Source organism: Bifidobacterium sp. LH_558, from assembly GCF_056356295.1.
The window spans coordinates 504,553-531,077 of the sequence record NZ_JBKETZ010000002.1; the positions used below are offsets into that span (position 1 = coordinate 504,553).

General features: G+C 62.8%; 18 protein-coding genes and 1 rRNA gene. 14 read left to right on the plus strand and 5 right to left on the minus strand.

Annotated elements, in window-relative coordinates; all coding sequences use genetic code 11:
• Positions 1-109: 109 nt before the first annotated feature.
• From AC1AV0_RS04765 to AC1AV0_RS04775, 3 genes are all read left to right on the plus strand, one after another.
• Entirely contained in the window at positions 110-664 is a 555-nt protein-coding gene (locus tag AC1AV0_RS04765) for a GtrA family protein (RefSeq protein WP_476571592.1), read from the plus strand.
• Positions 665-1,370: 706 nt separating this feature from the next.
• A complete protein-coding gene (locus AC1AV0_RS04770) occupies positions 1,371-2,498 on the plus strand; it encodes an ABC transporter ATP-binding protein (RefSeq protein WP_476571594.1) in 1,128 nt (375 codons plus the stop codon).
• A 150-nt stretch (positions 2,499-2,648) separates the two neighbouring features.
• On the plus strand, positions 2,649-4,064 hold the full coding sequence (locus AC1AV0_RS04775; RefSeq protein ID WP_476571652.1) for a DUF4032 domain-containing protein: 1,416 nt from the start codon (positions 2,649-2,651) through the stop codon (positions 4,062-4,064).
• 57 nt (positions 4,065-4,121) lie between these two features.
• Here AC1AV0_RS04775 and rlmB read toward each other — a convergent pair whose 3' ends face one another.
• Positions 4,122-5,114: a 23S rRNA (guanosine(2251)-2'-O)-methyltransferase RlmB gene (gene rlmB / locus AC1AV0_RS04780; protein ID WP_476571596.1), complete on the minus strand. Its 993-nt coding sequence runs from the start codon at positions 5,112-5,114 to the stop codon at positions 4,122-4,124.
• Positions 5,115-5,458: 344 nt separating this feature from the next.
• Here rlmB and AC1AV0_RS04785 point away from each other — a divergent pair, with 344 nt between their 5' ends.
• Positions 5,459-8,440 carry a cation-translocating P-type ATPase gene (locus AC1AV0_RS04785; RefSeq protein WP_476571598.1) on the plus strand — a complete coding sequence of 994 codons (2,982 nt, stop codon included), beginning with the start codon at positions 5,459-5,461 and terminating at the stop codon, positions 8,438-8,440.
• Positions 8,441-8,712: 272 nt separating this feature from the next.
• Here AC1AV0_RS04785 and dcd read toward each other — a convergent pair whose 3' ends face one another.
• Positions 8,713-9,294: a dCTP deaminase gene (dcd, locus tag AC1AV0_RS04790; protein WP_094637658.1), complete on the minus strand. Its 582-nt coding sequence runs from the start codon at positions 9,292-9,294 to the stop codon at positions 8,713-8,715.
• A gap of 497 nt (positions 9,295-9,791) precedes the next feature.
• Between dcd and AC1AV0_RS04795 the strand changes: the two genes are divergently transcribed.
• The gene (locus AC1AV0_RS04795) at positions 9,792-10,631 is read left to right on the plus strand and encodes a hypothetical protein (protein WP_094637783.1); all 840 of its coding nucleotides are present in this window, start codon (positions 9,792-9,794) and stop codon (positions 10,629-10,631) included.
• A gap of 25 nt (positions 10,632-10,656) precedes the next feature.
• Complete coding sequence (locus AC1AV0_RS04800) at positions 10,657-11,484, plus strand: sulfite exporter TauE/SafE family protein (protein ID WP_226805742.1); 828 nt, start codon at positions 10,657-10,659, stop codon at positions 11,482-11,484.
• Positions 11,485-11,768: 284 nt separating this feature from the next.
• Here the strand turns inward: AC1AV0_RS04800 and AC1AV0_RS04805 are convergent, their stop codons facing one another.
• Complete coding sequence (locus tag AC1AV0_RS04805) at positions 11,769-13,847, minus strand: cation:proton antiporter (RefSeq protein ID WP_094637782.1); 2,079 nt, start codon at positions 13,845-13,847, stop codon at positions 11,769-11,771.
• Between the two features lie 154 nt (positions 13,848-14,001).
• On the opposite strand from AC1AV0_RS04805, the gene AC1AV0_RS04810 reads away from it, so the two are divergent.
• Complete coding sequence (locus AC1AV0_RS04810) at positions 14,002-14,526, plus strand: nucleoside deaminase (protein WP_094637781.1); 525 nt, start codon at positions 14,002-14,004, stop codon at positions 14,524-14,526.
• 113 nt (positions 14,527-14,639) lie between these two features.
• A complete protein-coding gene (locus tag AC1AV0_RS04815) occupies positions 14,640-16,913 on the plus strand; it encodes an alpha-galactosidase (RefSeq protein ID WP_094637780.1) in 2,274 nt (757 codons plus the stop codon).
• A 12-nt stretch (positions 16,914-16,925) separates the two neighbouring features.
• Here AC1AV0_RS04815 and AC1AV0_RS04820 read toward each other — a convergent pair whose 3' ends face one another.
• Entirely contained in the window at positions 16,926-18,134 is a 1,209-nt protein-coding gene (locus AC1AV0_RS04820) for an ROK family transcriptional regulator (protein ID WP_094637779.1), read from the minus strand.
• A 221-nt stretch (positions 18,135-18,355) separates the two neighbouring features.
• On the opposite strand from AC1AV0_RS04820, the gene AC1AV0_RS04825 reads away from it, so the two are divergent.
• The 5 genes from AC1AV0_RS04825 to ilvA all read left to right on the plus strand — a co-directional run bounded on the left by AC1AV0_RS04825 (position 18,356) and on the right by ilvA (position 24,811).
• The gene (locus AC1AV0_RS04825) at positions 18,356-19,612 is read left to right on the plus strand and encodes an ABC transporter substrate-binding protein (RefSeq protein ID WP_476571602.1); all 1,257 of its coding nucleotides are present in this window, start codon (positions 18,356-18,358) and stop codon (positions 19,610-19,612) included.
• Between the two features lie 20 nt (positions 19,613-19,632).
• Complete coding sequence (locus AC1AV0_RS04830; RefSeq protein WP_404801811.1) at positions 19,633-20,541, plus strand: carbohydrate ABC transporter permease; 909 nt, start codon at positions 19,633-19,635, stop codon at positions 20,539-20,541.
• An 18-nt stretch (positions 20,542-20,559) separates the two neighbouring features.
• Positions 20,560-21,435 carry a carbohydrate ABC transporter permease gene (locus AC1AV0_RS04835; protein ID WP_094637777.1) on the plus strand — a complete coding sequence of 292 codons (876 nt, stop codon included), beginning with the start codon at positions 20,560-20,562 and terminating at the stop codon, positions 21,433-21,435.
• A 154-nt stretch (positions 21,436-21,589) separates the two neighbouring features.
• Complete coding sequence (locus tag AC1AV0_RS04840; RefSeq protein WP_094637776.1) at positions 21,590-23,410, plus strand: alpha-glucosidase; 1,821 nt, start codon at positions 21,590-21,592, stop codon at positions 23,408-23,410.
• 135 nt (positions 23,411-23,545) lie between these two features.
• A complete protein-coding gene (ilvA, locus tag AC1AV0_RS04845) occupies positions 23,546-24,811 on the plus strand; it encodes a threonine ammonia-lyase (RefSeq protein WP_094637775.1) in 1,266 nt (421 codons plus the stop codon).
• A gap of 60 nt (positions 24,812-24,871) precedes the next feature.
• Here ilvA and AC1AV0_RS04850 read toward each other — a convergent pair whose 3' ends face one another.
• Complete coding sequence (locus AC1AV0_RS04850) at positions 24,872-25,624, minus strand: SIR2 family NAD-dependent protein deacylase (RefSeq protein WP_094637774.1); 753 nt, start codon at positions 25,622-25,624, stop codon at positions 24,872-24,874.
• A 690-nt stretch (positions 25,625-26,314) separates the two neighbouring features.
• Here AC1AV0_RS04850 and AC1AV0_RS04855 point away from each other — a divergent pair.
• Positions 26,315-26,525 (plus strand): 16S ribosomal RNA (locus AC1AV0_RS04855); the annotation flags it as partial.

Below are 26,525 nucleotides of genomic sequence, written 5' to 3' on the forward strand. Positions count from 1 at the left end.
CTCCACTTATAAACCAACATACGCGCCGGCCGATTGGCTGAGCCGCCGGGCGGCCGGCGCGTGACCTGAGAGACAACGAGATCAACTGAAGAACGCTAAGGAGCGCATCATGACCGAAACCAACGCCGACAACAAGCAGCTCGGCCCGATCCGCCAGTGGATCAAGGATCACCCGACCATTTGGGAGTTCATCCTGTTCAACATCCTGTCGAACATCTCCACGATCTCCCGCTTCGTGGTCACCTGGATCGGCACTGCGATTTTCGTCACGGCCATGGGTCTGACCACGCCGTTCCACTTCCTCATCTTCAACTACCCCGAATCCGGCAACGGTCTGGGTGGCTTCCTGACCTTCCTCTTCGCCGAGGTAATCGCGCAGGTCGTGAACTTCTTCGTGCAGATGAAGTGGGTGTTCAAGTCTGACTCCAGCTTCAAGGACGCCGCTTGGAAGTACGCGATCCTCGCCGTCGTCATCGTGGTCGTCAACCTGGTGCTGCCGGGCTACGTCACCTCGCTGTGCCAGGGCTGGGGCATGAACGCCGGTATCGCCGGCACCATCGCCTCCGTGGTGAACACGGTGCTCGCGGTCGTCGTGAGCTACCCGCTGCTCAAGTTCTGGATCATGCCCAAGAACAAGGACGACAAGGCGGCCGACGCCAAGTAATCCCCTCTGACTTCTCTATCTCCTTCCTCGACAGCAAGCCGCCGCGCAGCCACAAGCCGCGCGGCGGCTTCGCATATGTGCGCCCATGTCTGGGTGCGCCAAGGTATAGGCCAATTGCGTGTGTATTCTGATTCTAGTGAGGCGGATTCTAGCGGTGGTTGCAGCGCCAGAGGATACTGACGTGGGTGAATCGGCATACGCTGACGGTTCGTCCACGCTTATGGCGGCATCGTGTAAATCTGACCACTCGCGTACGGCGGCATCGTGTAAATTCATCTATTCTCCTACGGCGGCATCGTGTGGATTCGGCTATTTTGCGCGGCGGTATCGTGCGCCACCTGTGGGCGGTCCGCCCGCACGGTGAGGCCGGGCGGTGAGACTACACGGCGAGACTGGCCGGCCTTACCGTGCAGCCACATGGCGGGACGGTAAGGCATCCACATTGGCTGTGGAGATAGTGTGCAACGTTGTAAAAAACTTGCCGTATTTCTTGGACACGCTCTTGCCAACGTCGCGTCCGCGTGTATAGTAGAACGTGGCTCAAGGAAGAGAGCTCTTCCGAGGGTCGCAACAAGTAAACGCCGAAGTTTGCGGCATGCCGTTGATGATGTAGTTGGCGGTAGGCAATGCGCTGAAGCACCGAAACAGTAAAAACCCTTTTACTACGGATCGTTGAGCACGTACCTGCTCATGAAAGGAAAATATTATGGCAGAAGTCGTATTCGACCACGTCACTCGCGTCTACCCGGGCAACGATAAGCCCTCTGTGGATGATCTGAATCTTGAAATCAAGGACGGCGAGTTCCTCGTCTTGGTTGGTCCCTCCGGTTGTGGTAAGTCCACCACGCTGCGCATGCTGGCTGGCCTCGAAGAGGTCAACAAGGGCCGCATCCTCATCGGTGGCAAGGATGTCACCACCATGCAGCCGAAGGACCGCGACATCGCCATGGTGTTCCAGAACTACGCGCTGTACCCGCACATGACCGTCGCCGACAACATGGGCTTCGCCCTGAAAATCGCCGGCACCCCGAAGGAAGAGATCCGCAAGCGCGTCGAGAAGGCCGCCGAGATCCTCGACCTCACCGAATACCTTGATCGCAAGCCGAAGGCTCTGTCCGGCGGCCAGCGTCAGCGCGTGGCCATGGGCCGTGCCATCGTGCGTGAGCCGAAGGTGTTCCTCATGGATGAGCCGCTGTCGAACCTCGACGCGAAGCTCCGTGTGCAGACCCGTACTCAGATCGCCGCACTGCAGCGTCAGCTGGGTGTCACCACCCTGTACGTTACCCACGACCAGACCGAGGCTCTGACGATGGGCGACCGCATCGCCGTCATCAAGCTTGGCCTTCTGCAGCAGGTCGGCGCTCCGACCGAGCTGTACGATCGCCCGGCCAACGTCTTCGTCGCCGGCTTCATCGGATCCCCGTCGATGAACCTCAACACCCACCCGGTGGTCGACGGCAAGGCGCAGATCGGCGAGGATACTGTCCAGCTGCCCACCGAGGCCGTCAGCAAGCTGACCGCCGAGGACAATGGCCAGATCGTCGTCGGCTTCCGTCCGGAAGACGCCGACCTTGCCGCCGCTGATGATTCGAACGCGTTCTCGCTGAAGGTCGTCAACGTCGAGGATCTGGGTTCCGACGGCTACATCTACGGCAACATCGTCACCGATGGTTCCTCCGCCCAGGAAGCCCAGCTCATGTCCGACCAGAACAAGCTCACCACGGTTCGCGTGAACCCGCGTGCGCTGCCGAAGGTTGGCGCGACGGTCAAGATCAAGATCGATCCGGCCAAGATGCACCTCTTCGCTCCGTCGACCGAGCTGCGTCTGAACTAATCTTGGCGGGATGAGAATCCTGTCAACCATTAAACGAGACGTTTCTCTTCCTCTCTAACCGTCTCGTTGGAAAAGCCCCGCGTTGCTGCGGGGCTTTTCTTTACCTCCGGGTGTATTCTGACCGCGCGGTCGGGTAGATTGGTACACATGATGCAATCAGGAATGGATTTGTCGCAGTTGGATCCGCGCGCCGCCAAAGCAACCTCGGTTCAGGCGCAGGATGAAAGCGCCACTAACGTCGAGCCTCAAGCGTTGAAGATCACCGCCGCAAGCTCCAATCCGAAGATGTTCACCCTGCCGTGGCATATGCCGCTGGCCACCTGGCCGCAGGAGCTGCTGGCCAACCTGCCGCGAGGCATCTCCCGCCACGTCGTGCGTTTCGTGCACGTGGGCGACGAGGTGTACGCCATGAAGGAGATCACCCGTCAGGTCGCCGAGCGCGAGTATGAGATGCTGCGCCGCTTGGAGAAGCTGGAACTGCCGTGCGTCACGCCGATCGCGGTGGTCACCGGCCGCCACGACCGTAATGGCGAGCCTCTGGAGGCGATTCTCGTCACCAAGCATCTGAAATTCTCACTGCCGTACCGCGCCCTGTTCGCGCGCAATCTGCGCCCCGACACCGCCGAACGTCTGATCGACGCGCTGGCCGTGCTGATGGTGCGGCTGCATCTCGCCGGCTTCTACTGGGGTGATGTGAGCCTGTCGAACGTGCTGTTCCTGCGCGACGCCGACGCGTTCTCCGCGTTCCTGGTGGACGCCGAAACCGGTGACCTGCAGATGACGCTGACCGAAGGCCAGCGCGAATACGATATCGACTTGGCCCGCACCAACATCATCGGCGAACTTATGGATCTGAGTTCCGGCAAGCTGCTGCCGGGCGATGTGGACGAGATCGAGGTGGGCAACCGCCTGGTCGACCGCTACCATTCGCTGTGGAGCGCGCTCACCGACACCGACAAGTTCAACCCGGACGAGATGTGGAAGATCGAAAAGCGCGTCAACAAGCTCAACGAGCTCGGATTCGACGTGGACGAGCTGGAGATGAAAACCGCGGAGGACGGCAAGCGTATTCTGGTGCGTCCGCGTGTGGTCGACGCCGGCTACGCCTCCCGTAAGCTGCTGCGCCTGACCGGTTTGGATGTGCAGGAGAATCAGGCCCGCCGTCTGCTCAACGATCTGGACGCCTACCGCGCCTCCACATGGCGTGAGGGCGAGGAGATTGAAATCGTCGCCACCGACTGGATGCGCGAGGTGTTCGAACCCACCACACGTATGATTCCGCGCGAATACCGCTCTCAAATCGAGCCCGCGCAGTTCTTCCACGAGGTGCTTACGCATCGTTGGTATTTGGCCGAGCAGGTGGGCCATGACGTGCCGATGGCCGAAGCGGTGCAAAGCTATATCGAATCCGCCCTGCCGACGTACAAGCTCGACCAGAAGGCCGTCGACGCCTTGAACGAAGAGGCCGATTCCGGCGTGGTGGACGACGAATACACCTATAACGATCCGGACGACGACGGCTACAACCCCGACGACGACCCGGACGCAGCCGTCTGGAGCCACTGATTCGATGAAAAGGGCCCGTCAGGAGACGGGCCCGAATTTATGCCAGATATAGCGCTGTCAGCTGTTGGCGGCGGCTTCGCGGCGGGCGCGGTCCACCGCGTACAGCGAAATACCCGCGGCCACCGAGGCGTTCAGCGATTCCACGGAACTGGAGATCGGAATGCCCGCGATGGCATCGCACGCCTCGCGCACCAAACGGCTCAATCCCTTGCCCTCCGAACCGAGCACGATCACCAGCGGATCGGCCTCGAATCCGGTTTCGCCCACAAGCTTGTCGCCACCACCGTCAAGGCCGACGGTGTAGTAGCCGCGCTCGCGCAGGCTTTCGATCGCCTTGGTCAGATTCACCACACGGGCCACCGGCAGATGCGCGGCCGCGCCGGCCGACACCTTCCATGCGGCGGCGGTCACCGACGCGGAACGACGCTCGGGCAGAATCACACCATTCGCACCGAACGCGGCGGCGGAACGAATCACCGCGCCAAGGTTCTGCGGATCGGTCACGCCGTCAAGCGCGATGAACAGCGGACGCGCCTTGATGCGTGCGGCCGCGGAATTCGCCGCCTCCATGGCGCGCGCCTTCTTCTCGGCGCGGTCGGCGAGCTCGGCCAGCGAGGAATACTGGTAGGGCTGCACCTTGAGGATCACGCCCTGGTGGTTGCCGGAACGCGCGATGCGGTCCATCTCCAAGCGGTCGGCCTCCAGCATGTGCAGGCCGTTCGCGCTGGCGATTTTCACAATCTCGCGCGTGCGGTCGTCATGCTCGAGCCGCGAGAGGATGTACAGCGTGTTCGACGGCACGCCCACGCGCAGCGCCTCCAGCACGGAATTGCGGCCGAACACCAGATCGGTCGCGTCCGCCGCGAACTTGTCGGCGCGGCGACGGGCCGCGAGACGCGGGTCGGCCGCTTTGCGCCTATCGGCCTCCTTCTTGGCGAAATACGCCTTGTGATACACGCGGTCCTCAGCCTTGGGCGTCGGGCCGTGGCCCCTCAGGGCATTGCGATGCTTGCCACCCGACCCCTTGGTCGGTCCTTTTTTCATAGCCATACCCGCCATTGTCCCAGCACCCGAGGTCATTTGCGTGCCGACGGACAGGGCCGCATCCGTCGTATACCAACGGATGCGGCCCTGTGGAAGCAACGGTGATCTGTTGGACATCTGTGCGCGAACTGCCCGATTTGCGGGTGCCAGGCACCATCGTTACGCCCTGCGGGAAGGGGTCTGTGGAATAATGGCACACATATGCATCGGGCGCGACTTGCCCCGGTGCCCGCAACCGCGCAGTCTTGCCGCGAGGAATGGCCGCAGTGCCGACGGAAACGACTTCCGCCGGTCCACCGCCATGCCACCGCGAGGACTGACTACTCCGCGGCGCTCCTAAGGAGACCACTATGGTTGATCACCAAGTCGATCAATCCACCTCTCACAGCGGCGTCCCATCCGTATCCGACGTCGCGCAACCCAACCAGCATGAGGCTCTGCCGCTTGACGTCGATCCCAGCCTGACCGACGCGGCCGCCGTGGCCGAGGCGCTTGGCGTCGACCCGAACACCGGACTGAGCACGGCCGAAGCGAAACGGCGTCTCGAACAATTCGGCCCCAACGAGCTCGCGGGCGCGCCTCCCGTGCCCAAGTGGAAGAAATTCCTCCAGCAATTCCAAGACCCGCTGGTCTACCTGCTGCTCGCCGCCACCGTGATCTCCGTGATCGCATGGTTCATCGAACGCGCCAACGCGGTGCCCGGAGCGGAAGGCGGCGAAGCGCTGCCCTTCGACGCCATCGTCATCGTGCTGATCCTCATCGTCAACGCGGTGCTCGGCTACATCCAGGAAGCCCGCGCCGAACAGGCCGTCGAAGTGCTCGCCCAAATGACCGCGCCCCAGACTTCGGTGCTGCGCGACGGCAAAGTCGTGCGCATCAACACCTCCGAAGTGGTGCCGGGCGACGTGATCGTGCTCGGCGAAGGCGACTCCGTCTCCGCCGACGGCCGACTCTTCGCCGCCGCATCCTTGCGCATCGCGGAGGCGAGCCTGACCGGCGAAAGCGTGCCCGTGGGCAAGAAGCCCGACACCCTCGCCGAGGCCAAGGCGCTCGGTGACCGCGCCAACATGATCTTCAACGGCACCTCCGTGACCCAAGGCACCGGCCGTGCCATCGTCACCGGCACCGGCATGAACACGCAGGTCGGCAAAATCGCCGACATGCTCTCCGCCACCGAAGACGAGAAAACCCCGCTGCAGAAGGAGATGGACTACGTCTCCAAGATTCTGGGTATCGCCGTATGCGTGATCGCGGTGATCGTGCTCGCCGCGCTCGCGATCATGGAAGGCTTCCACGACATTCACGACGTGATCGACTCGCTGCTGCTCGCCGTGTCGCTGGCCGTGGCCGCCGTGCCCGAAGGCCTCGCCGCCATCCTGACCGTGGTGCTCGCGCTCGGCGTGCAGCGCATGGCCATGCACAACGCCATCGTCAAGAAGCTGCATTCGGTCGAAACCCTCGGCTCCGCCTCCGTGATCTGCTCCGACAAAACCGGCACCCTCACCCGCAACGAGATGACCATCGAACGCGTGGTCACCCCCAGCGGCGAAGTGGAGATCACCGGCACCGGCTACACGCCGGAAGGCAAAATGGTCGGCGCGGACGGCTCGTCGCTGGCCGACCAGCCCGCGCTGAGGGCCGAAGCGCTCGCCACGCTGGGCGTCGGCGCGCTCGCGAACGATGGCGACCTGCGCCAGGAGAACGGCAAGTGGGAGATCGTCGGCGACCCGACCGAGGTTTCGCTGATCGTCGCCGCCCGCAAAACCCACGCCGACAAGGCCTATGAGCAGTTCCAGCGCGTGGCCGAAGTGCCGTTCACTTCGGAGCGCAAGCGCATGTCGATCATCGCCAAAGACAATGCGGAGGGCGGAAACCTCACCGTATTCGCCAAGGGCGCTCCCGACGTGCTGCTTGGCTACTGCTCGCGTATCGCCGTGGGCGACGCGGTTCGCCCGCTCACCGATGGCGACCGTCAAGATATCCTCGCCACCGTCGAGCGTCTTTCCAGCGAGGCCTACCGCACGCTGGGACAGGCGTACCGCCCGCTGGGCACCGCGAATCTGAGCGAGGTCCCCGGCATCAAATCCAACGCGGCCGGGCAGATCGCCGATATCGCGGAACAGTCCGAAACCATCGAAACCGACCTGATCTGGACGGGTATGGTGGGCATCATCGACCCGCCGCGCACCGAAGTGCGCGATTCGGTGGCCGAGGCGCATCGAGCCGGCATCCGCGCGGTGATGATCACCGGCGACCACCCGCTCACCGCCGCCCGCATCGCCTCCGATCTGGGCATCATCGAAAGGGACGGCAAGGCGCTCACCGGCGACCAGCTCGACCAGCTGGCCGACGAGGCCGCGCTCGACAAAGCCACCTCCGAAGTGTCCGTCTACGCGCGCGTGGCGCCCGAGCACAAGCTGAAGATCGTCGAGTCGCTGCAGCGTCAGGGCAACATCGTGGCCATGACCGGCGACGGCGTCAACGACGCTCCGGCCGTGAAAACCGCCGACATCGGCGTGGCCATGGGCATCACCGGCACCGAGGTCACCAAGCAAAGCGCCAAGATGATCCTCGCGGACGACAACTTCTCCACCATCGTGGCCGCAGTGCGCGAAGGCCGCGTGATCTTCGACAACATCCGCAAGTTCCTGCGCTACCTGCTGAGCTCCAACGTGGGCGAGGTGTTCACCGTGTTCTTCGGCGTGGTGTTCGCCGGCTTCCTCGGCATCACCCAGCCCGAGACGCAGGGCGTCACCGTGCCGCTGCTCGCCACGCAGCTGCTGTGGATCAACCTGCTCACCGACGCGGCCCCCGCGCTCGCGATGGGCGTCGATCCGCAGACCGAAGACGTGATGAACCGCAAGCCGCGCAAGCTCACCGACCGTGTGATCGATGCCTCCATGTGGGGCGACATCATCTACATCGGTCTGATCATGGCGGTCGTCACGCTGATCGGCATGGACATGCACCTCTCCGGTGGCCTGTTCACCGACCGTTCCGTAAGCGCGCTCGGCCATGACGCGCAGATGGTGGAGGCCCGCACCATGGGCTTCACGATTCTCGTGTTCGCCCAGCTGTTCAACGCGATCGCCTCGCGTTCGCACCTGCAGTCCGCATTCGTCGGCCTGTTCTCGAACAAGTGGCTGTGGGGCGCGATCGGCCTGTCCATCGTGCTGCAGCTTGTGGTGATCTACGTGCCGTTCCTCAACTCGGCCTTCGGCACCACGCCGTTGAGCGCGATGGCCTGGCTCGAATGCATCGGCCTCGCCGCGATCGTGCTCATCGCCTCCGAACTGCGCAAGGTTGTGCTGCGCGCGATCGCGAAGCGTTAACCCTCCCGTCACTCTGATAGGCGGACGTGCTCGTCATCCTGACGGGCGCAGCGCTCTCCTCTCGTCATCCTGAGCGGAGCACGGAGTGCGGAGTCGAAGGATCTCTTATCGTTATTCGCCAAGGAATCCTTCGACTCCGCTCCGCTTCGCTCAGGATGACGGGTGAGAGGCTCCGCTTCGCTCAGGATGACGAGCAGAGAACCCTCCGCTCAGAACGAAGAAGCCCCATCCCATTGACAGAACGGGATGGGGCTTCTTCGTGGAACGCCGCGTCAGTCGTTGATCTGCGCGCGGTAGAAGTTCTCGTAGGAGCGGCTGGGCGTCGGGCCGCGCTGGCCCTGATAATGCGAGCCGGTTTCCCGCGAGCCGTAGGGATGCTCGGCGGGTGAGCTGAGCTGGAAGAAGCACATCTGGCCGATTTTCATGCCGGGCCACAGCTTGACCGGCAACGTCGACACATTGCTCAGCTCCAACGTGATATGCCCCTCGAAACCGGGGTCGATGAATCCCGCGGTCGAATGGGTGAGGATGCCGAGGCGGCCCAGCGAGCTTTTGCCCTCAAGACGCGCGGCGATGGTCGGATCGAGCTTCACGTATTCCCACGTGGCGCCCAACGCGAACTCGCCCGGATGCAGGATCCACGGCTCGTCCGGCGCCACTTCGAACTGTTCGGTGAGCGCGCCCTGGTTCTCCGCCGGATCGACGTAGGTGTAGGCGTGATTGTTGAACAGTCGGAAGAAGCGGTCAAGACGCACGTCGATGGACGCGGGCTGCACCATTTCAGGGGTCCACGGGTCGAGCGAGATATGGCCTTCGGCCTGCGCGGCCAGAATATCGCGGTCGGACAGCAGCATAACAACTCCTCGTATGTGTTTTAACTACAAGCCAGTCTAATGCCAAATTCCCCTTAATGAGGAAGCCGCCGTTTTCCGCGGTGGCGGAGGTCGAGATTCCTGTCGTCTCAGCCCCGTCTCCCGTTTGCGATTACGGGCCCCTCCGGCCAGTGCCGCCACGCTGGCTCCATCTTCCGTGCGGCCCCATGGAACCGCGATCGCACGCGCTACGCAGCCGTTTTCCGCGTTTGGTCAGTGACTTTCAGGTTATTCCCAGACAAAATTATCACTAGGCACAGGATGGCATGGTTATCTATAACTGTCAGCACAAGTTGACCAGGAACCGCAGCAGTTCCCGACAATTGAACCCCTTTCTTCTTCTCTCTCCTTTCTCTCCCCGGCGGCTCCCCCGCCGGGGTTCTTTTTTGCCGAGCCCGTGCGCTTTCCCGCGTAGGCAACGCTCATACACGGTGGCCGGGGACTACACTGGTGGAAACGGCATAGACCAAGGGGGCTCGATGGGAGACGATTTCGGGTTTTTCGACGATGACGACGAAAACCGCGCCGTCGGTACTCAGAAACTGCGCGGCACACGGAGTGCCCACAGCAGTGGCTACAGCGTAAGAACAATACGGGCGAGTGCTTCGCGTTCGAAGCTTCTCGGACGTTTCGCGGCGTGCACCGGCGTTCTCGCCATCGCCGTCGGTGCCGCCTCCGCCGCGCACGAACTCGCGCCGAATATCATCGACCCCGGCGGCGTGGTGCCCGGCCGATACATCGCCTTATCAGCGGCGGTGCTGGTCGCGCTCACCGTAGTACTGGTCATCGCGGCGCGAAAGGCGCTGCCTCGTCGGGCAAGCCACCATGGCGTTGCGGCGGCCGGCATCATCACGCTGGTGCTGTCGGTGCTGCTGCTGATTCTGGGCATATCGGTCGGCGTGCTGTTCCCGCAGGGACTGATCCAGCCGCGGTTGCGCGATGAGGCGCCGATCACGAGCAACGGCCAGATGGAAGCCGGCATCGAACAAGCCGCCGGAACTTGCGAATCCGGTTGGAACGGTCTGGATGCGGGCGGCTATCCCGGCATCACCACCATCGAAATGTGCGCCGATACGCGGGTGGCGTTCGTGTCCTTCGACACGGAGACCTCCGCCGCGATGTCGAAGGCTTTGCTGAAAACAAGGGTCGCTGATTTGCTGGCGCAATACGCCGACGACGAGCGCACGCAAGGCGACTGGCGCCTGCTCAGCGGCGCCCAGTGGGTGGCGTTTGGCGACGCGGCGCAGATGGAAGCGCTGCAGCAATTGTGGGGCGGCTCGCTGGAACCGGCGGTGGTGTCCGCCGCCGCTACAGAATGATGAGTAGCGAATAGAGGAGCGTGATATGGCACAGGAAAGCAACGGCTCGCAGGTGACGGTACCCGCCGATGACAATCAAATGGACGAATCGCCCCGCGGCATGGTGATACTGGCGGCGGTTGGTGTGGCGGTCGGTATCCTCTCCGGTCTGTTCGGCATCGGCGGCGGCACGGTGATCGTGCCGGCCCTGGTGTGGCTGGGGCTGACGCAGCGCCATGCGGCCGCCACCTCCATGCTGGCCATCGTGCCCACCTCCATCTCCGGCGTGATCTCCTATGCGGTGAACGGCAATGTGGATTGGATCACGGCCCTACTGGTGTTCCTGGGCATGTTCGTCGGCGGGCAAATCGGTTCGTGGCTGCTCTCGCGCCTGCCGGAACTGGTGCTGCGCTGGGCGTTCGTGGTGTTTTTGGTGTTCGTGATCGCCAACCAGATGATGTTCGTGCCCTCGCGTGACTCGCAGATCGTGCTGACACCGATCACCGGCGTGGGACTGGTGGCGTTCGGCGTGGTCGCCGGCATTCTCGCGGGATTGTTGGGCATCGGCGGCGGCGCGATCTGCGTGCCGGCGCTCTCGATTCTCTTCGGCGCCTCCGATTTGATCGCCCGCGGCACGTCGCTGCTGGCGATGTTCCCCAACGCCATCACCACCACGGTGGCGAACGTCAAGCGTCGTATGGTGCATGTCAAGGCCGCGCTGATCATCGGTGTGATCGCCGCCTGCATCACCCCGTTCGGCACGTGGCTGGCCGGCGCGGTGAGCCCCCGCGTGGGAGCGATCCTCTTCACCCTATATCTCGCAGCGCTGCTTATCCGCAGCCTCTGGGTAGCCATCAAAGCCACCCGCCATTAAACGGATTGCGAGTTTGGTGTGTCGGCTCTTCGAGCCTCGCTCATGTAAAACGATTGATTCGCAAGTTCGGTGTGGAAAAACGGCCCTGTCAGCCAAACCCGACACACCAAACTCGAAACCCCTCCGTACGGAGGGGTTTTCCATAGGTGAAGTGAGTGGCTGAGCCGTTAAGCAGGCAGCCCGGTGGGCTGTCTGTAGGCGAGGCCGAAGAGCGGCAGCGATGAGGTGGGTTGGGTCCGGCGTAGCCGGTCCTTTCTTGCTGGTGTGCCGCGAAGGATGCAGGTTTAGATGCCGGAATCGGCATCGACCTGCATCACATAGATATTCCGTCGCAGCGCTCGCGCTTGGGCGCGTGTGATGTCGCCGTTTTCGAGCATATCCTGCACGATGCCGAGCTCGATGCCGTAGCTTTCGCGTTTGACGTCCTCCGCCTGCCGGATGGCGGCCGCGCTGCCCTCCATATTCGGGCGCGAGCGAAGCATACCGTCCGCGCGCCGGTATTCGACGATCAGCGCCGAGCAGTGCTCGGTGTCGTACGTGTCGTGGCTCATCTCCTCTTCGAGCCGGTCGATCACATGCTCGATGGCGTCCACCTGCAACTGCCTGGTGCGCGCGAAAATATCATCCTCGCTCACCAGCGGCGTCGTATGGCGAATCTTGCTCATCGTGCGCTTGGCCAGCGTGCCGGTGCGGCGTTGGAACATGCGCAGACGGCCGCGCACCTGCGACACCGTGTGCCCGCTGTTGGCATCGGCGTCGGTGGAGGCGTGCCGCAGTGCGTTCATGATCTGGTCGAGCATACGCTCGCAGGCTTCCACCTCGAGCTCCTGTTCGGCCTTGTCCATCGAAGCGTCGGCCTTGATCTCGGCGAGATGGTCGCGCACGAATTCCTTCTCCCAGTGCAACGCCTCGATCTGCAGCCGCTCAAAGCCTTGCGGGTCGCCTTCGCCGATGCGCTGCTTGAGACGGGAGATGCGTTTGGTGTACGAGTCGATGACCATCAATGTCGGGCGTCGGTTCTCCGGGGTGATGCGTCCGGTGAGTTCCTCCACGGTGGCGCGCAGCACGTCGATGGTGATGGGGATGAGCTCCGCGGCCTTGTCTCCGCTATGGTTGGGCGCGAGCAGCGGCAACAGGAAGTTCGCCAGCAGCAGGGTGAAGACGATCACACCCGAAGCGATGAAGATGAGTTCGTCGCGCATGGGGAACGAGGTTCCGCCGGAGATGGCGTAGGGGATGGTGAACATCAGCGAGAGGGTGATGGTGCCCTTGGGCCCGCCGAAGGTCATAATCGCCGCGCTTCGCCAGCGTTCGAATGTCATCTTGCGGCGCAGGCCGGTGTTCACGTCACGGGCGATGCGCAGCATGCCGGAGATCCAGCAGAATCGCATCACGATAACCACGCCGGTGACCATAAGAATGATGCCGATAAGCAGTCCGTTGCTGATGTACGGATCGTCCCAACTGGCCTGCATCGCGTCGGGCAGCAGCATGCCGAGCAGGATGAACACCGCGCCGTTGAGACTGAACGACAGCACGCCCCACACGCTGGATGAGACGATGTTCGTGCGCGCCACATTCGGTCCGATGCCGGTGCGGTCGAAGCGGATGGTCAGGCCCGCGGCGACGACCGCGAGAATGCCGGAGACGTGGCATTGCTCCGCGCCCAAGTAGAGCAGGAACGGCAGGAACAGTTCCATCAGCACGCGGGTGGTGGTGGTTTCCAAACCCATCGAGCGCACGGTTTCAAAGACTTTGTTGGCGATGACGGCGACAATAAGTCCGAAGACGGTGCCTCCGATGAAGGAGAAGATGAACTCCACGGTCGCCTCGCCGACGGCGAAATCGCCGGTCACCGCGGCCGCGATGGCGAACTGGAAGCCGACGATGCCCGAGGCGTCGTTGAATAGCGATTCGCCTTTGAGCACGCTGCGTTGACGTTGGGTGAGCGAGGCCTCCTTGCCGAGCGAGCTGACCGCCACCGCGTCGGTGGGGCCGAGCGCCGCGCCGAGCGCCAGCGCCGCCGCCAACGGGACGGCGGGCCATGCGGTGTGCAGCGCGAAACCGACCGCCACCATGGTGGCGATGGCCAGGCCGATGGCGAGACTCAGGCTGAGTTTCAACGTTTTAAGCAACGCCGACTTATCGATCTCATGCGCCTCGAGGTAGAGCAGCGGGGCGATGAACAGCACCATGAACAGTTCGGGGTTGAGCTGGATGTCCGGAATGAACGGCAGCTGCGCGAAGAGCACACCCAAAGCGATCTGCACCAGAGGCGTCGATACCTTGGGGATGAACCGGCTCAGAAACGACGACAGTACCACCGCGGCGACGATGCACAGAATCAGCTCAAGAACTTCCATGGGTTCCTTCTCGGGGGTGTTGGATGGCGATTGTTCGATTATAGAAAACTCACGTTACGCTCGCCGCTGAGATAGCGGCATGTGGGACGGGAGGGTCGCACGTGGGCGGGTTTGCGGCGCGGCCGTGCGCCGCTGGTCCACTACACTGGACCCCATGACCCCACAGGACGCCATGAGACAGGCTTTGGACCTCGCCCGGCAGGCCGCGCTCGCCGGCGATGTGCCCGTCGGCGCGGTGGTGCTTGATGCGGATGGCCGGATCATCGGCCGCGGCTACAACACCCGCGAGGCGCAAGGCGATCCGCTCGCCCACGCCGAAATCCTCGCCATGCGAGAAGCCGCCCAGTCCCGTTCCCTTCGTCAGCCCGAGGCCGAGCCGCCCTTCCCTCGTCATCCCGAGCGAAGCGAAGCGAAGTCGAGGGATCTCACCGCATGGAATCTCGCCGACTGCACGCTGGTCGTCACGCTGGAACCCTGCCCCATGTGCGCGGGCGCGTGCCTGCAAACCCATATCGGCCGCATCGTATTCGGCGCGTGGGATGCCAAGCTGGGAGCCTGCGGTTCCATATGGGATATCCCACGCGACCCGCACGTCGGCCACACCCCGCAGGTCGTGGGCGGTGTGAGCGAGCGTGATTGCGCCGCGCTGCTCACCGACTTCTTCGCCGCGCGCCGGTAATCGCAGATTCCGGATTACTTTCCAGCTTGGGCGGACACTCCGCGGCAAGGCAACTAATCCTGATTCACGTACCATCGGAATCAGCCAGCCAACCATGTCACAGGGGGTATGCAATGTCGCACATCACACGAATCCAAGGCGCTTCATCCAACGGCACCGCACTTACCGCAGCCTACGTCGAACAGACGGACGCCAACATCGCGTTCGCGCTGGTGTCGCCCGACGGCGAACTGCCGCGCCTCGTCCACTGGGGGCGGCCCCTCGCCGATCCCGAAACCGTGATCGCGCTGTATGACGCACTCAAACCGCAGCGCGTCTCCGGTGCGCTCGACGACGTCGCCTGGCCCTCCATCCTGCCCACGCAGGCGGAATCCTGGATCGGGGAGCCGCGTCTGGTGCTGCGTCGCGACGGAGTGGAGATGTTCTGCAAGTTCACCGTCGCCGACATCGCCGTGGCCGACGATATGGGCACGTTGGACGCGCCTTGGGAATTCAACGCCGACGGCAGCCACGTCGCCCCGGCGCAGCCCGTTCCCGGCGTCCGCGTCATCGCCCGCGACGACGAGCAGGGCGTGGAAATCGCATGGCGCATGGAACTGCTGCCCGGCGGTCTAATCCGCCAGCAGGCCGCCGTGCGCAACATCGCCGAAGAAGCCGCGCCGCTGGAAGTCGGCCATGTGGAACTCGGCTTCCCGCTGCCCGCGCAGATGAGCGAAATCCTTACCACCACCGGCCGCCACCTGCGCGAACGCTCCCCGCAGCGCCAGCCGCTCACCATCGGCCGCTTCGCCAAGTCCTCGCTCGTGGGCCGCCCCGACTTCGACGCCAGCCTGCTGCTCAGCGTCGGCGTGCCCGGCTTCGGTTTCGAACATGGCGAGGTCTACTCCGTGCATGTGGGCTGGAGCGGCAACTCCGTGCTGTCCGCGGAACGCCTGCCCTACACGCAAGGCGTGATCGGCGGCGGCGAACTGCTGTTCGGCGGCGAAATCGTCCTGGGCGGAGCGGACGACGTCTACACCACCCCCTGGGTCTACGGATCCTACGGCGACGGCCTCAACGAAGTCTCCGCCCGCTTTCACGACCATCTGCGCTCCCGCCACCCGCGCCTCATCGAAAAGCCGCGTCCGGTTATCCTCAACACGTGGGAGGCCGTCTACTTCGACCATAACTTCGACACCCTCGCCGCGCTCGCCGACAAGGCGGTTGAATCCGGCGTGGAACGCTTCGTGGTGGACGACGGTTGGTTCGGCTCCCGCCGCGACGACACCTCCGGCCTCGGCGACTGGCAGATCTCGCCTGAAGTCTGGCCGGACGGCGACAAGTCGCTGAAGGCGCTCGCCGACTACGTGCATGGCAAGGGCATGGAGTTCGGCCTGTGGTTCGAGCCCGAGATGATCAACCCCGATTCCGACGTGGCCCGCGCCCATCCCGACTGGGTGCTCGCGCCGACCGCGAACCGCCTGCCCATGCAGGGGCGCACCCAGCAGGTGCTCGATCTGACCAATCCGGAGGCGTTCGACTACATTCTCGGATGCATGGACCAGTTGGTGGGCGAACTGGGCATCGACTACATCAAGTGGGACCACAACAAGCTCGTCACCGAAGCCGCCTCCCGCAGTACGGGCCGCCCGGCCGTGCATCAGCAGACCGAAGCGGTGTATGAGATCTTCCGCGAACTGATCCAGCGCCACCCCGGGCTGGAAATCGAAAGCTGCTCCTCCGGCGGCGGCCGCGTGGACCTCGGCATCCTGGAATACGCCAGCCGCATCTGGGTGTCCGATTGTGTGGATCCGGTCGAGCGTGCCGACATCCAGCGCTACACCTCGCTGCTGGTGCCGCCGATGATGATGGGCGAGCATGTGGGCGCCAGTCCCGCGCATTCCACCAAGCGTTCCACCAGTCAGGAGATGCGCATGGCGACGGCGTTCTTCGGTCATATGGGCATCGAATGGAACCTGAACAAGGAGCCGCAGGAGGCCCTCGACCTGCTGGGTGCGTGGGTGAGCGAGTTCAAGAAGCACCGCGGCTGGTTCGCGCAGGGTGACTGCGTGCATGCCGATTCCGCCGACCAGTCCGTCCGTCTCGACGGCATGGTCAAGCCGGACCGTTCGGCCGCCGTGTATCGCTTCACGCAGCTGACCACAAGCCAGACCTATCCGTCCGCGCCCGTGCATCTGCCGGGGCTTGATCCGCGGGAGACGTACCGTGTGCTGCCGCTGGGGACGCGTAGGCAGTCGAATCCCGAAATCCACTGTGGGCAGAGCGAGCTCGGCTGGTGGAATGATAACGGCGTGGTGCTGCCCGGAGAGATTCTGCGCACCTATGGCATCCGTCCGCCGGCGATCCAGCCGGAGGAGGCCGTCCTGTTCTACGTCGTTAAGGCCTGAGACGCAAGGATTTCAGCCGATGTGGTTGACGATGACGCGACTGGCGGCGGCTTTGGCCCACAGCTGCCAGTCGTGGTCGGCGACGACGAATTTCACCGGTGCCGCCTGATTGTGCCGGTGCCGGCTGATGCCGTCGCGAATCGAATCGATGCCGATTTTGGCGAGGAACGCCGACTCTCCGGCGACCATCACCATGCCGGGCATCGCCACATTCGCTATGGTGGCGATCAGCGTGCCCAACCGGAAGCAGGTGCGGTTGAGCAGCTGCGCGGCCTGCGGCACGCCACGGCGCGCATCGTCGGCGAAATCCTCGAATGAGGCGGCCCGTCCGATAATCGCCGAGTACTGTTCCGCGATGGAATCGTCGGTGAAGCATTGCGCGCATCCCACATGGCCGGAGATGCAGCGCGGCCCTTCGGGGTCGACGAGGATATGCCCGATCAGTCCGTAGCTTTTGTCCGGGTAGGTGACCGGCTCGCCGCGCACGGCCAGCGAATACCCCACGCCGACGCCGATGGTGAGCACGGCGAACATCTCATAGCCCACGCCGGGGCCGAACCAGCAGGCGTCCACCAGCAGCGAGTCGATGTCGTTGAACACTCCGCACGGCAGTCCGGTGGCCTGATGAACCATCTTGCCGAGGTCGATGTCCTCGGTCCAATGCAGGAACGGCGCGAACGTCACCACCGAATCCTCCTGCACATGGCCGCCGACCGCGACGCCGACCGCCAGAGGCGAGGGGAGTCCTGACGCGACGACATCGGCGGCGCATCCGGCGACCAGCTTGGCGATTGTCGCGGTCACACAATCCGGCGACTGATTCTCGAATGTTTCCTCATAACGCCCCGACACCACCTCGCCATGCGCATTGACCGCCGCGGCCACAGCGTAATGCCCGTGCACCTTCAATCCCACAAACGTGCGGGCGTTCGCGCATAAGGCCAACGAGGTCTGCGGGCGTCCGCGTCGATCCGCGCTTTCCTTCGGGGTGAACCCCTCCGGCAGTCGGCCTTTGGGCCCGTCGGCGCTGGCAGGCAGTTCCTCAATCACGCCGGCGTAGATGAGGTCGCTGGTGATGCGCGACAGTGCGCCTTGCGACAGCCCCAGCATCTGGGCGAGCGTCGTGCGGGCGATGGGGCCGTATTTCGCAATGGCGGCCGCCACCTTATGCGTGTGTTCGGAACCGGAAAACCATTGCGGAATCGCATTTTCGTCGGCCATATCGCCCTTTCGATGACATTTTGTTTCCTGCTGTACAAAAATACAGCGGTTTTAGTTGCCAGCGCAACGGGGCGCGCAAGCGCTGGGAATGAAAACCGCGAATCGTTATGGTGGGGTGAGCTTCCCTCCTGAGGCATTGAAGCCGCAGCAATCGGAAGCGGAGGATAGGAACAAAGGAGTCAACGAATGAAAGAGGATTCCCCACTCGCACAAGCCGCCGGTTGCATGCCGTGCTGCGCAGCGCCGCGGCCGTGGCCTGCACCGTCGCCGTGGGCGTCGGCCTGGCCGGGTGCGGTTCGAGCACCGCGGGCACGGTGACGCTGGATTTCTTCCAGTTCAAGTCCGAGGCCGCCGACCAGTTCAAAACGATGATCGAGGAGTTCGAAGCGGAGAACCCGACCATCAAGGTCACCATCAACAACTCCGCCAACGCGCAGACCGACCTGCGCACCCGCTTCGTCAAGAACCGCATCCCGGATGTGATCACCTTCAACGGCGACATCAGCTTCGGCTACTTCGCCGCCTCCGGTGTGTTCTACGACTTCACCGACGAGGAGATCGTCGATGAGCTCAACCCCGGCATGGTCGAGATCGCCAAGAACCTCGTGCAGACCACCGACCAGTCCAAGAAGCGCCTGTACGGCCTGCCGTTCGCCGGCAATGCCTCCGGATACATCTACAACAAGGCGTTGTGGCGCGAGGTGGGGCTGGATCCCGAAAATCCGCCGACCACTTGGAGCGAGTTCACCGTCATGTTGGAGACCTTCCAAGAAGCCGGCATCAACCCGCTGCAGGGCACGGTCGCCGACGCATGGACCACGCAGGCGCCGCTCGCCTCGCTGGCTGGCACGCTGGTTCCCGAAAGCGAATACACGGGCCTGAAAACCGGCGAGACCACCTTCCAGGAGATCTGGACGGAGGCCGTGGAGAAGGAAGCCGAACTGTTCACCTACTCCACCGCGGACACAGGCGTCACCTACCAGCAGGGCACGCAGAACTTCGCCAACGGCGAGGCCGCGATCATCCCGCTCGGCACCTACGCCATCCCGCAGATCCTGCTCATCAACCCCGATATCGAGCTGGGCTTCGCGCAGATGCCCGCCTCCGACGATCCGGACGAGCAGATCCTCACCGCAGGCGACGACGTGATGCTCACCATCGGAGCCGACACCAAATATCCCGAAGAGGCGATGAAGCTCGTCGAATTCCTCATGCAGGAGGAACAGCTCAACGCCTACGCCGACGCGCAGTCCGCCATCACCCCGCTTAAGGAGACCCACTTCGGCAACGAGGCGCTGGAAACCGTGCGTTCCTTCTTCGAGGAGAACCGTCTGGCCGACTTCTGCGACCATTACATCCCCTCGTCCATCAACATCGGCGGCTACCTGCAGACCATGGTGACCAGCGGCGACACCGACCGCTTCCTGAACCAGATGCAGAGCGAATGGGACAAGGTCCAGGCCAGGACCTTCGAGTGAGCGACGAAGAAAGAAGAGACATGATGAGCAACGTCAAATCCGCCAAGAAGAAGGTCTCCGCCTTCTCCACCCGCAAGGTCGACCGCGCCTATTATTGGATGGCCGTGCCCGCGGCGATCATCTTCGCGATCTTCCTGTACGTGCCGTTCCTGCAGGGCGTGTTCTACTCGTTCACGAACTCCCAGGGCTACGGCGACTACAAGTTCATCGGACTGAAGAACTACTTCGCCCTGTTCCAGGACAATCGCGTGGGCCACGCCTACCTGTTCACCTTCGCGATCGCCATCGTGATCACCGTTCTGGTGAACATCATCGCCATGTTCCTCGCGGTCGCGCTCAACGGCAAGATCGCGTTCAAGAACGGCTTCCGCGCGATCTTCTTCATCCCCTACACCCTGTCGGTGCTGGTGATCGGCTACGTGTTCAAATACATCTTCATGAACCCGCTGCCCGAACTCGGCAAGGCGCTCGGCATCGAGTGGCTGTCCAGCTCGCTGCTCACCAACGAGCAGCTCGCGTGGATTCCGATCGTGTTCCTCGCCGTATGGCAGTCCGTCGCTTATTCGGTGCTGCTCTACCTCGCCGGCCTGCAGACCATCGACGAGGAGATCTACGAGGCGGCCGCGATCGACGGCGTGAACTCCTGGCAGAAGTTCTGGAAGATCACCTTCCCGCTGATCGGCCCCTTCTTCACCATCAATCTGGTGATCAGCCTCAAGAACGCGCTTAACACCTTCGACCAGGTGGTGGCGTTGACCGAAGGCGGTCCGAACTCCTCCACCGAAACGGTGACCTATCTCATTTGGAAGGGCGGCCTGACCGGCGGCGAATACGCCTACCAGACCGCGAACGCCGTGCTGTTCTTCGTCGTGCTGGCCGTGATCGCCATCGTCCAGCTGAAGATCTCCAACAGCCAGGAAAAGATCTGAGAGTAGAGGGTAAGCATTATGACCAGCGCAACCAACACCTCCGTCGCCTCCGCCACGGAGTCGGCAAGCCTCAAATTCCGTAAGGACCGCAACATCAACTGGTGGCTCACCGCCGTCGTGGCCGTCCTGTCCCTGACCATTCTGATCCCGCTGTACTTCACCATCGTCACGGCGTTGAAAACCCCGGCCGAGGCCGGCACTTTCGCCCTGCCGACCAGCTGGGAATGGCATAACTTCCTCGACGCCTCCAACAAGGTGAACTACCCCAAGGCGGCGCTCAACTCCGCGATCATCACCGTCGCCGCGGTGGTGCTCACGCTCATCACCAACACCTTCGTGGCCTACGCCGTGGCGCGCAATCAGGACAAGCGGTTCTTCCGCTTCCTGTATTACTTCTTCATCCTCGCCATGTTCGTGCCGTTCTCGGTGGTGATGCTGCCGATCGCCAAGCAGATGGGCACCCTGCATCTCGACAACCAGCTCGGCTTGATCGTGCTGTACACGATTCTCGGCCTCGGCACGAACCTGTTCATCGCCACCGGCTTCATCAAGTCGATTCCCGTCTCTCTGGAAGAGGCGGCCCGCATGGACGGCGCCAGCACCTGGCGCATCTTCTGGCAGATCATCTTCCCGCTGATGGGACCGATCAACGCCACCATCGCGATCACCACCTGCCTGTGGGCGTGGAACGACTTCCTGCTGCCGTTGATCGTGCTCACCGACCAAAGCAACCAGACGATCCCGCTGGCCCAGTACGTGTTCAGCTCGCAGTTCGCCACCAACTACCCGATGGCGTTCTCCAGCTACCTCATGGCCATGGCCCCCGTCCTAGTCGTCTACATCTTCGCCCAAAAGTGGGTCGTTGGTGGAGTAATGCGCGGCGCCGTTAAGTAATTACTTTCCGACGCGCCAATCCAGAAGCCCGATGGGAAACAAACCCATCGGGCTTCTAGCATAAAGACATCAAGCCAAAGAAGGTGTCCTCATCCATCCGATGCCGCCTCTCATTGGCCCAACGAAAACGTAGAACACAGAAAGGAACTCGACGATGACTTCTTTGAATCGACCCGCCCTTGCCGACTCCGTGCGCACCAACGGCGCGACTGCGAATCCGTGGTGGTCGAACGCCGTGGTGTACCAGATCTACCCCCGATCCTTCCAAGACACCAATGGTGACGGTTTCGGCGATCTGAAGGGCATCACCTCCCGTCTCGACTATCTGGCGGACCTGGGTGTGGATGTGCTGTGGCTCTCCCCGGTGTTCAAATCCCCGCAAGACGACAACGGCTATGACATCTCCGACTACCAGGACATCGACCCGCTGTTCGGCACGCTCGAAGACATGGACGAGCTGCTCGCCGAAGCGCACAAGCGTGGCCTGAAGATCGTGATGGATCTGGTGGTGAACCACACCTCCGACGAGCACGCGTGGTTCGAGGCCTCCAAAGACAAAACCGACCCGCATGCCGACTGGTATTGGTGGCGCCCGGCCAAGCCCGGCCACGAGCCCGGCACTCCCGGCGCGGAACCGAACCAGTGGGGCTCCTACTTCGGCGGCTCGGCGTGGGAGTACTGCCCCGAGCGCGGCGAATACTATCTGCACCAGTTCTCGAAGAAGCAGCCCGACCTCAACTGGGAGAATCCGGCCGTGCGCAAGGCCGTGTACGACATGATGAACTGGTGGATGGATCGCGGCATCGACGGTTTCCGCATGGACGTGATCACCCTGATCTCCAAGCATGTGGACGCGAACGGCGAGCTGCCCGGCATCGCCGGCGCCCTGACCGAGGATCTGCCGGTGGGTGAGGAGGGTTACTCCAGCCCGAATCCCTTCTGCGCGGACGGCCCTCGCCAGGACGAGTTCCTCGCCGAGATGCGTCGCGAGGTGTTCGAGGGACGCGAGGGCTTCCTGACCGTGGGCGAGGCGCCCGGCATCACCCCCGAACGCAACGAGCACATCACCAATCCCGCGAACAAAGAGCTGGATATGCTCTTCCTCTTCGACCATGTCGGCGAGGGCGAGGGCCGCTCCAAGTGGGAGCTGGTGCCCTTCCAGCCGTCCTGGCTGCGCGACAAGCTTGCGGCCCAGCAGGACGCGGTGAGGAACGCCGGTTGGGCCAGCCTGTTCTTCTGCAACCATGATCAGCCGCGTGTGGTGTCCCGTTGGGGCGACGACTCCACCGAAGAGGCCCGCGTGCGTTCGGCCAAGGCGTTCGGCCTGCTGCTGCACATGCACCGCGGCACCCCGTATGTGTATCAGGGCGAGGAGCTGGGCATGACCAACGCGCATTTCACCTCGCTCGACCAATACCGCGACTTGGAGTCCATCAACGCCTTCCGCCAGCGTGTTCAGGAGGCGAAGATTCAGAGCCCGGAGTCGATGATGGAGTCGCTGGCCGCCATCAGCCGCGACAACGCGCGCACCCCGATGCAGTGGGACGCCTCCGTCTACGCCGGCTTTACCGCGCCCGACGCGGACGTCGAGCCGTGGATCAGCGTGAACCCGAACCATGCCGCGATCAACGCCGCCGCCGAATTCGACGATCCGGACTCCGTGTACGGCTTCTACAAGCAGCTCATCGCCCTGCGCCACGACAATCCCATCGTCTCCGCCGGCGATTGGAATCCGGTCGACGGTGCGGACGAGCATGTGTACGCCTTCGTACGCGAGCTTGACGGACGTCGTCTGCTGGTGATGGTGAATCTCTCCGGCCGTCCGGTCGATCTGCCCGCCGAATCCGCCGCCCTGCTGGCTGCCGGAGTCGACGAGTCCCAGATCGTGATCGCCACGCGCGGCGCCTCTCACGCCGTCGTCTCCATCGCCAACAACGAGCTGGCCGGTTGGGAGGGCGTGGTCATCGCCCTGTAAGCCACATGGATTGTCTGCTTGTGGCAGACCTCTCGCCCCGCACACGTGCTGTGCGGGGCTTTTCATATCGGTCGGCCATCCCATCCGTCGGGCGTTCGTCCGCCGTTTGGCCGACCGCCGCTTACAATGCACACTATGGAACAAAAGGACGTCCTTAAAGCATTGCAGCGTGACCATGCGGCCGAATTGAAGCTCGCCGCCGAGCGATTGAAAGGCACGGCCCGTCGCACGGAACCGATTCCGTCGCCCGCCCTGTCCGAGATGACCGGCCACGAGATCATTTTGAAGCCGGAGAACCTGCAGGTCACCGGGTCGTTCAAGATTCGCGGAGCCTACAACAAAATCGCCTCCTTAAGCGAAGAGGAGCTGGCGCGCGGCATCGTCACCGCCTCCGCAGGCAACCATGCCCAGGGCGTCGCCTACGCGGCCCGCGAACGTGGTGCCAAGGCCACGATCTGCATGCCGACCATCACCCCGCCGCTTAAGGTCGACGCCACCAAGGCCTACGGCGCGGAAGTCGTGCTGCACGGCGACGTGTTCGACGAATCCGCGGCCTATGCCGCCAAGCTCTCCGAAGAGCAGGGCATGGTCTATGTGCCGCCCTTCGACGACTATGAGGTGCTGTGCGGACAGGGCACCATCGGCCTGGAGATTCTCGAAGACGTGCCGAACGTCACCGACGTGATCGTGCCGCTCGGCGGCGGCGGCCTCGGCGCCGGCGTCGCGCTCGCCATCAAAACCTTCAAACCTGAGGTGCGTGTGATCGGTGCGATCCCCGAGGGAAGCCCCGCCTTCAAGAACTCCTTCGCCGCGGGCCGCGTGGTGCCCGCCGATCAGGTGGTCACCTCCGCCGAAGGCGTCGCCGTCAAGCATCCGGGCGACCTGACCTTCGCGCTGCTCAACGAGTTCCTCGACGACCTCGTCACCGTCACCGAGCGCGACATCAACGAGATGATTCTGCTCATGCTCGAAAAGCACAAGCTGGTGGTGGAGGCGGCCGGCGCGGTGTCGCTCGCCGCGCTGGAGCATCTCAACCTGCGTTCGCGCAAGTTCGCTTCTGCCCACGGCCCCCATGTGGTGGTGCCGATCATGTCGGGCGGCAACATCGACACCGTGACCATGGGTGCCGTGATCCAGAAGGGTATGATCGCCCGCGGCCGCATCATGAACTTCGAAGTCGAACTGCCCGACACCCCCGGCCAGCTCGTCAAGGTGGCCACGCTGCTCGCCCGCGAACGCGCCAACGTCATCGCCCTGGACCACGACCAGTTCAAGGCGTCCGGCCACTACACGAACGCGGTGGCGCTCGGCGTCACGGTGGAGACCAACGGCCCCGACCACATCGACCGCATCCTCGCGGCCCTCAAAGAGGCCGGCTTCACCCCCAACCGCATCTACTGACCCTCCTCCCGCCTCCGTTCAGTCCACTGAGCGGAGGCGAGTCCGTATTCAGGCGCAAATTCAGTCGGAGGCGAGGGTCTCCTCAACCAGCTGCGGCAAGGCGACGGCGATATCCTCATGGATAAGCCGCGTGGCCAGTCGGTCGTACTGCGTGCGTCCCATATTCATGATGGTGATCGGCACGCCCGCCTCGGCGGCCACCGGCACGATGCTCGCCGCCGGATACACCTCCAGCGTGGAGCCGATTACCCACAGTTCATCCGCCCGCGCGGCCAGACGGTACGATTTCTCCATCGCACCCTCCGGAAGCATCTCGCCGAAATACACCACGTCGGTTTTGATCAGACCATTGCAGGGCATATCGCCGGAATACGGCAGCCGCCTGCGGCAGTGCGGGTCGGGCTCCTCGTCCAAGCGGTCCATGATGTCTGCCGTGTCATATTTCTGATGGCATTTCATGCAATGCGAGGTGCCGATGGTGCCATGCAGATTCACGATCACCTCATCGCTGTTACCCGCCTTCTCATGCAGTCCGTCGAAATTCTGCGTGGCGAGCAGGCTGAGCATGCCCGCCTGTTCGAGTTTTGCCAGCGCGGCATGCGCGGTCCCCGGCTGGGCGTTCCAGACTGGCGACTCCTTCTGCCATCGCCATGAGTAGGCACGCGCCTGCGGGTCGCGTAGGAACAGGTCGATGTCGTAGACGCTGGTTTGTTCCGGATGTTTGGTCCATACGCCGTCCGGTCCGCGGAAGTCGGGGATACCTGCGGAGGTGGAGATTCCCGCGCCGGTCAGTACTGCGATTGTTTTCGTCATGTCTATAGGTATACGCGCCCGCTGTTGCTCATACAACCGGATGTTTGGATTGCATATGGTGCGGGTGATGTCTGTCGGTCGCGTGGATGTTCGCTTCGTCTGAAGAGGATGCCATGCGTGCATAGGCATATGACGCGTGTGAAGTGATGCGGGTCAGTTGTGTCTGGTTGATTGCGACGCCATTCGCGTCGCATTTCACAAGAGAGCGCGGCGAAAGATGGTTCATTGGCGGACGAAAGGCGCGACACGCCGTATCGGAATTGATTTCATTACTTTCCGAGCGTCTTATCCGCGATATTCTGGTCTCAATACGGGCAAAAAGCCCTTTTGTGACACGCCGAAAGAACCGTGTGATTGCAACGGTTCTTCGCTTTTCTGCGCCTTGCGATTTGCGTAAAAGGGCAAAGGCGTGTAAGTTTATCTCTTGCTGCTCAGCACGGCGCTCAACTCCTCGGGGTTGGTCGAAGCGCTGATGTGGTGGTGGTTTGAGAACTCAAGAGCGTGTTTGTACTACTTCTTTATAGTCAATGATTGCCAGTTCATTGCCCGCCCGGTTTTGCCGGGTCCGCGGGAGCGGTTAATGGGTGGTGAGGTTTTTGTGAGAGTAATCCTTCCTTATAGGATTTTCTCGTCATTTTCTTTTTATGAAAATAGTTTGAGGGTCATTAATGGTTCTCTTCGCTTAGTTTTTTTGTGGAGGGTTCGATTCTGGCTCAGGATGAACGCTGGCGGCGTGCTTAACACATGCAAGTCGAACGGGATCCCTGGCAGCTTGCTGCCGGGGTGAGAGTGGCGAACGGGTGAGTAATGCGTGACCGACCTGCCCCATGCACCGGAATAGCTCCTGGAAACGGGTGGTAATGCCGGATGTTCCACATGATCGCATGTGATTGTGGGAAAG

What these genes read in the sequence shown, in the direction of transcription:
- rlmB (WP_476571596.1), bottom strand. Translation starts at nt 5,114, where the DNA reads ATGGCTATGAAAAAAGGACCGACCAAGGGGTCGGGTGGCAAGCATCGC.
- dcd (WP_094637658.1), bottom strand. Translation starts at nt 9,294, where the DNA reads ATGCTGCTGTCCGACCGCGATATTCTGGCCGCGCAGGCCGAAGGCCAT.
- AC1AV0_RS04835 (WP_094637777.1), top strand. Translation starts at nt 20,560, where the DNA reads ATGACCAGCGCAACCAACACCTCCGTCGCCTCCGCCACGGAGTCGGCA.
- AC1AV0_RS04765 (WP_476571592.1), top strand. Translation starts at nt 110, where the DNA reads ATGACCGAAACCAACGCCGACAACAAGCAGCTCGGCCCGATCCGCCAG.
- AC1AV0_RS04830 (WP_404801811.1), top strand. Translation starts at nt 19,633, where the DNA reads ATGATGAGCAACGTCAAATCCGCCAAGAAGAAGGTCTCCGCCTTCTCC.
- AC1AV0_RS04840 (WP_094637776.1), top strand. Translation starts at nt 21,590, where the DNA reads ATGACTTCTTTGAATCGACCCGCCCTTGCCGACTCCGTGCGCACCAAC.
- AC1AV0_RS04850 (WP_094637774.1), bottom strand. Translation starts at nt 25,624, where the DNA reads ATGACGAAAACAATCGCAGTACTGACCGGCGCGGGAATCTCCACCTCC.
- AC1AV0_RS04770 (WP_476571594.1), top strand. Translation starts at nt 1,371, where the DNA reads ATGGCAGAAGTCGTATTCGACCACGTCACTCGCGTCTACCCGGGCAAC.
- ilvA (WP_094637775.1), top strand. Translation starts at nt 23,546, where the DNA reads ATGGAACAAAAGGACGTCCTTAAAGCATTGCAGCGTGACCATGCGGCC.
- AC1AV0_RS04785 (WP_476571598.1), top strand. Translation starts at nt 5,459, where the DNA reads ATGGTTGATCACCAAGTCGATCAATCCACCTCTCACAGCGGCGTCCCA.
- AC1AV0_RS04800 (WP_226805742.1), top strand. Translation starts at nt 10,657, where the DNA reads ATGGCACAGGAAAGCAACGGCTCGCAGGTGACGGTACCCGCCGATGAC.
- AC1AV0_RS04820 (WP_094637779.1), bottom strand. Translation starts at nt 18,134, where the DNA reads ATGGCCGACGAAAATGCGATTCCGCAATGGTTTTCCGGTTCCGAACAC.
- AC1AV0_RS04795 (WP_094637783.1), top strand. Translation starts at nt 9,792, where the DNA reads ATGGGAGACGATTTCGGGTTTTTCGACGATGACGACGAAAACCGCGCC.
- AC1AV0_RS04810 (WP_094637781.1), top strand. Translation starts at nt 14,002, where the DNA reads ATGACCCCACAGGACGCCATGAGACAGGCTTTGGACCTCGCCCGGCAG.
- AC1AV0_RS04775 (WP_476571652.1), top strand. Translation starts at nt 2,649, where the DNA reads ATGCAATCAGGAATGGATTTGTCGCAGTTGGATCCGCGCGCCGCCAAA.
- AC1AV0_RS04815 (WP_094637780.1), top strand. Translation starts at nt 14,640, where the DNA reads ATGTCGCACATCACACGAATCCAAGGCGCTTCATCCAACGGCACCGCA.
- AC1AV0_RS04805 (WP_094637782.1), bottom strand. Translation starts at nt 13,847, where the DNA reads ATGGAAGTTCTTGAGCTGATTCTGTGCATCGTCGCCGCGGTGGTACTG.